Source organism: Streptococcus suis, assembly GCF_002964045.1.
Lineage (GTDB): Bacteria > Bacillota > Bacilli > Lactobacillales > Streptococcaceae > Streptococcus > Streptococcus suis_U.
In genome coordinates this window covers 1-487 of record NZ_POPB01000162.1, presented here as the reverse complement: position 1 = coordinate 487, position 487 = coordinate 1, and the positions used below count along the sequence as shown (strand labels likewise).

General features: G+C 43.3%; 1 protein-coding gene. It reads left to right on the top strand.

The window, feature by feature from the left end; genetic code table 11:
• On the top strand, positions 1-487 hold a 487-nt coding region (locus C1E99_RS00995; RefSeq protein WP_153060133.1), incomplete at both ends, for a hypothetical protein.

The window sequence follows — 487 nt, the reverse complement described above, 5'->3', positions numbered from 1 at the left end:
AGAAGATGGGTTATTATCAGATGAGCCAGTTAAAACGGAGCAGGTGGATGAACCAGTTGTTGAAGAGGGAGTGGTCGAAGAAGTTGTAGACACAGAGGCAGATGAAGAATCAGGTCTTCTCACAGATCGAACTGCGACCGAGATAAAAACTACAGCTGGTAAGACAACAGAGGAGTCAAGGGAAAAAGAAGACATTAGCGGAAAAGAAGCTAGTGCTCCTCAAACAATCCCGCAGGAATCACAGCTTGAGCCAGAAGAAGTGACAACAGGGCGCTATATTTTACAATTTTCCGAAGAGAACCGAAATCTTGTATTGGATAAATTAAAGAAAATTGATGGCGTTAAAATTGTTCATGAGTATAAGGAGGTTTTAACGGGAGCATCTGTAGAGGCGGGGCGAGAAGGCTTGCCTGATATAAAAGCCATTGCTGAATTAACTTCTTTGGAAGAGAGTCGCCGTATCCGACCGACTCTTCATACTGCTAAA